A 4,326-nucleotide genomic window follows, 5' to 3' on the forward strand; every position below is an offset into this window, starting at 1 on the left:
CCTCCACCACCGTGCGCCGCGCCCGGGTGAGATCCCGCAGGTCCCGGAACGGTTTTGGAGGGACGAACGACGCCCGGACCAGGCCGTGCGCGACGAGATCCGCCAGCCACACGGCGTCCGCCACATCCGTTTTCCGGCCCGGTACGTTACGCACATGGGCCGCGTTGAGAAGCCAGCACTCGAACTGGTCTTCCAGCATGTGGAAAACCGGCTTCCAGTAAACCCCTGTTATCTATAGTTTTCAAGATCGAGTTTGGCGTTTCCGCAGGTCGTGGCCGTCGCGGACGCGTCCGTGACAGACGATTGCCGGTGGTCTCGTCAGCGCGGGTCGGTGTCGGTGGCAGGGTGCTGGGGGCCGAGGCGGCGGCGTAGCAGCAGGTTCTCGCCGTGGGCGGCGGCGAGGGCTTCACGTAGTTCGAAGACCTCGGCGCGGTGGCGGGCTTTGAGGTCGGCGATCTGGGTGGTCAGCGCGCGCACCACGGTGCTGGTGGCGGCCGGGTGGGCGCCGTCCCGGGCAGGCGCCAGGCGGGGCGGGGTGGTGGTCTGGGTGGCGCGCAGCTGTTCGACGCGGCCGCGGATCGCCTGCTGGCGGTAGAGGAAGTCCAGGGAGACTCCGGCGCGGGCGGCCAGGGCGCGGAAGGTGATCGGTTCGCCGGCGGTGCGCATCGTTTCCAACGTCGTCTCGGCGCGGGCAGCGGCGCCGGCGGTGCGGGCGGCGGTGGCCCTGCGCAGGTTCTCGACGTTACCGGCCATCGGCGGGCCTGGTCTGCTCGGCGCGGCGGGCCGCGGCGTCGGTGCGGGCGACGACCCCGGCGCCGCGCACTGGTGTGCCCGGGGCGGCCGGGTCGGCGTCGAGCGCGGTGATGACCGCGTCGAGGGCCGCGACCTCGCGGCGGCGTCCGGCCAGCCAGATGTTCTCGTCGTTCATCGGGGCGCCGGTGCGGGCGGTGAACGCGGCCTGCCGCTCGTCGATCAGGGCCAGGGTGCGGGCCTGCTGGGTGCGCAGTTCGGGAAGGAACGTCGCGTCGGTGGCGAACTTGTCACATGTCAGGCACGCGTTGCCCTTCTCGCAGGACTGCCGTGGCGGCAGCAGGCAGTAGCCGTTGGGCAGGATCCGGTCGGTCCGGCGGTCGAGGTGGAGCAGGTCGTAGAGCTCCGCGGTCGGGGCGGCGACGTCCCGCGCATCGGCGGTGATCTTCCGGTAGCGCAGGAACTCGGCCTCGTGTGTCTCGGCGAGGGTCTGGGCATAGTGCATCGTCATCGTCGGAGAGAGGTGGCCGAGGTAGCGCTGGACGACGTGCAGCGGGACGCCGGCGTTCAGCAGGCTGGTCGCCCGGGTGTGCCGGAAGCGGTGTGTGCGCTGGAAGTCGACGAGATGACCGGCATCGTCGCGGATGTCCAGGCGGTGGGCCAGTTCGGTGAGCATCCGGTGCAGGGTGCTCGACACGTAGGGCCGGTTGCCGTTGCGGTTCATCTTCTCGCCCAGGAACAGGTAGCGCGGTGCGCGTCCCGGCGCACCATGGTTGGCAAACCATGTGGCCGCCCATTGCTGCTGCGCGCGGATGATGGCCACGATCTCGTGGTCGACGAGAACGGTGTCCGGCGCACCTTCGATCTTGGTCTGTTGGTAGCGGAGCCGGGCGGCGGACGCGTCCGGATCCTCGGCGGACGGCGCCTGCGTGGCCAGCGCGGACAGCGGGTCGTGGTCAAGCAGGAGCAGCTCGCTGATCCGCCGGCCGAGACGCGCCTGCAGCATCATGATCCGCATGGCCTGCTCGTCGCCGAACCCGCCGGAGGACACCGGCTCGCCGAGCATCCCGATTCCCGCCATGATCCGTGTGAACGCGGCGTCGGAGATGACGTCCTGGCCGGTGGCGCGGCCGGCGGCGGGGCGCGGGATCTCGCCGCGCCGGTAGAACGTGGCATGCTCCGGACCGAGGCGCAGCCAGCCGGGGTCGCCCAGCGCTGCCGCGGCCTCGCGTTTGTGGTCGTGCATGAAGGTGTAGAACTGCTCGACACTGATCAGCAGGGTCCTGATGTGGTTCTCGGACAGCGGCTGTCCCTCGGTCGGCCCACGACTGGCCCTCAGGGCGCGGACGTGGCCGAGGTAGTCGAGCATGAGGGCCCGCACCGCTTCTGGGGTGTCCGCCAGCTGCGCCGGGTGTCCTCCGCGGCTGGCGAGGAACGCGTCGAACACGGTCAGGGCGAACACCCGCTGGCCGACGGTCGACCAGCGCAGCCCACCAGTCTCGAGGCTGACCTTGCAGTGCCACTGCAGCCCGCGCCGCAGCCAGGGTGCGCTGACCCGGTGGAAGTGGATCGACTCGCGGCCCTGGGGCTCGTGTGCGCGCAGCGGGACGCGGGGATCCTCGACCGGGTTCCAGGACTCCCGCTGCCACCAGGGCCTGGCGTCGTAGGCGAGCGTGAGCAGCCGCAGGAAACGCACCAGGGTCTCCCGCAGGGTCTGGGTCGAGTGCGCGGTCGGCAGACTGCCTTTGCGTCGGTGGACCGCCAGGGAGAACTGCTGGCACCAGTCGCGTGCCGACAGGCCCATCAGCGAGATCGGTCCGCGATCGCCGAGGTCGGCGACGACGTCGGCGAGCCGGCGGGCCAGCATCGCCACTGCCGGCAGCGGAACCTTCCCGCCCAGTTCGATCACCCGTAGGCAGCACCAGGTCAGCTCGCGGCGCATCGGTTCGGGCAGCTGCTCGAGGAGGATCGCCGCGCTCGCGCGGCTGCCCCCCCGTCCAGGCGTCGCGGTAACGCTCCGGCACGGTCATCGCCGACAGCCGCGGAAGCCGCAGGTCGTCGGGCACCGCCGCCCATAGCCGCTCCAGGACCGCGGGATCGTAACCGCAGCCCGCCGCGGCCAGGTTGTCCATGAGCTCCTCGACCGTGATGTTCACGAGCACGGCCCGATCTGTCCGCCCACCGCCGCCGCGGGGCGCCAACCGGCGGTGAACGCCCGCCAGTTCGCCACCGCCCGAGCATCGGCCTCCTCGGTGACATGGGCGTAGATCGCCATCGTCGTCTGCACGTCGCCGTGGCCGAGCCGGCGGGAGACGACGTGGTCGGGCACCCCGGTCAGCAGCAGGGCGGTGGCATGCGAGTGGCGCAGCCAGTGCGGCGTCCAGGCCGCCGGCACCGTCCCGGCCAGGTCCCGGCGCAGCCGGCCAACCAGGTCGTAGACCGTCTCCGGCCGCCACGGCGCGAACCGCGCCCCGCCCGCGAGGTTCACGAACACCTGCGCCTCGTCGAGGTCGGCCACCGCCAGATCGGCGCCCGCGTCACACAACTGCCACAGATACTCGCCGTAGAGCCGGTCGAGAGCGTCAGAGACGAACAGCCGTCGGTAGCGCCAGCCCTTCACCCGCACCCCGTGTGGGTTGATCCGCGGCACGACCTCGACGAACGGGGTGTCGCCGCGGCCGGTGTGCCAGTCCCGGTGACGCAGGCCCAACGCCTCGCCCAGCCGCAGGCCCGTCTCCGCGAGAAGGGCGAACAGCAGCCGGTCGCGCACCCGGCCGGCCCACTGCCCGCTCGCTGGGTCGAACCGCGCGCAGGCATCCAGGATCTGCCCGATCTGCGGCGGAGTCAGCACCGGCGGCGGCAGGCGCGACGGAGTGCGGACCTTCACGACCGCCCGCTCCCGGCCCCGTCGACGGGCGACATGCTCGAGCATCGGCAGGTAGGACGCCCGCGCCCCGTGCACCAGCCGCACCAGGTCGCCGCCGAGGGGAACCCCGTTGAGCTCGTGGTAGCGGTAGCACGAGGTCACTGCCCGCATCCGCTGTGCGACAGTCGACTCGCCGACCCTCGCGGGTCGCGGCTCGATCGACACGACGTCAGGACCGTCACCACCGCGCAGCCAGGTCAGGAACGCACCCACTCCGGCGAGCGTCATCTGGTCCCAGTCCAGGTCGAACACCGCCAGGTAGCTCCACCACAGGGCGAGCGCCCGCGCATACGAGCGCACCGTGTTCGGCGAGGACGCCTGCACGCGCAGGTACTCGAGGAACTCCTCCGCCGGCTCGACCACCCGATGGTCCGCGCCGAGCACCGTCCAGGTCGTCTCCCCGCTCGGCAGTACCAGCCGCTGGGTCCGGCACGGCCCACACACCGTCATCACGTGTCGTAATATAGCGACTACAGATACGCCGCCCGTGACGGACGCGCCGGACCGATCCGCTCCCGTCAACCACCGTCACAGACGCGCATCACGCAACGCCGGATTACCGGTGTTTATTGGAAGCCGGTGTTCTACATGTTGGAAGACCGGTTCGAGTGCTGGCTGCTGAACGCCGCGCATGTACGTAATGTGTCGGG

3 protein-coding genes and 1 pseudogene are annotated in these 4,326 nt (G+C 71.1%); all 4 read right to left on the reverse strand.

Annotated features, from left to right (window positions below; genetic code table 11):
- Nucleotides 1-229 (reverse strand): annotated as a pseudogene (locus tag AC5LUJ_RS23515) (IS110 family transposase); the annotation flags it as partial.
- Nucleotides 230-318: 89 nt separating this feature from the next.
- On the reverse strand, nucleotides 319-753 hold the full coding sequence (locus AC5LUJ_RS23520; protein ID WP_493465800.1) for a DUF6262 family protein: 435 nt from the start codon (nucleotides 751-753) through the stop codon (nucleotides 319-321).
- Nucleotides 743-2,692 (reverse strand): tyrosine-type recombinase/integrase, encoded by a 1,950-nt coding sequence (locus tag AC5LUJ_RS23525; RefSeq protein WP_493465801.1) that lies wholly within the window; start codon nucleotides 2,690-2,692, stop codon nucleotides 743-745. The genes AC5LUJ_RS23520 and AC5LUJ_RS23525 overlap by 11 nt, the downstream gene beginning before the upstream one ends.
- 210 nt (nucleotides 2,693-2,902) lie before the next feature.
- Entirely contained in the window at nucleotides 2,903-4,126 is a 1,224-nt protein-coding gene (locus AC5LUJ_RS23530; RefSeq protein ID WP_493465802.1) for a tyrosine-type recombinase/integrase, read from the reverse strand.
- Between the last annotated feature and the right edge of the window lie 200 nt (nucleotides 4,127-4,326).

It is taken from the genome of Protofrankia sp. CiP1_Cm_nod3, assembly GCF_982290655.1.

Bases quoted from the DNA above. Each gene is read 5' to 3' on its own strand.
- AC5LUJ_RS23520 (WP_493465800.1), bottom strand. From the start codon at position 753: ATGGCCGGTAACGTCGAGAACCTGCGCAGGGCCACCGCCGCCCGCACC.
- AC5LUJ_RS23525 (WP_493465801.1), bottom strand. From the start codon at position 2,692: ATGCGCCGCGAGCTGACCTGGTGCTGCCTACGGGTGATCGAACTGGGC.
- AC5LUJ_RS23530 (WP_493465802.1), bottom strand. From the start codon at position 4,126: ATGACGGTGTGTGGGCCGTGCCGGACCCAGCGGCTGGTACTGCCGAGC.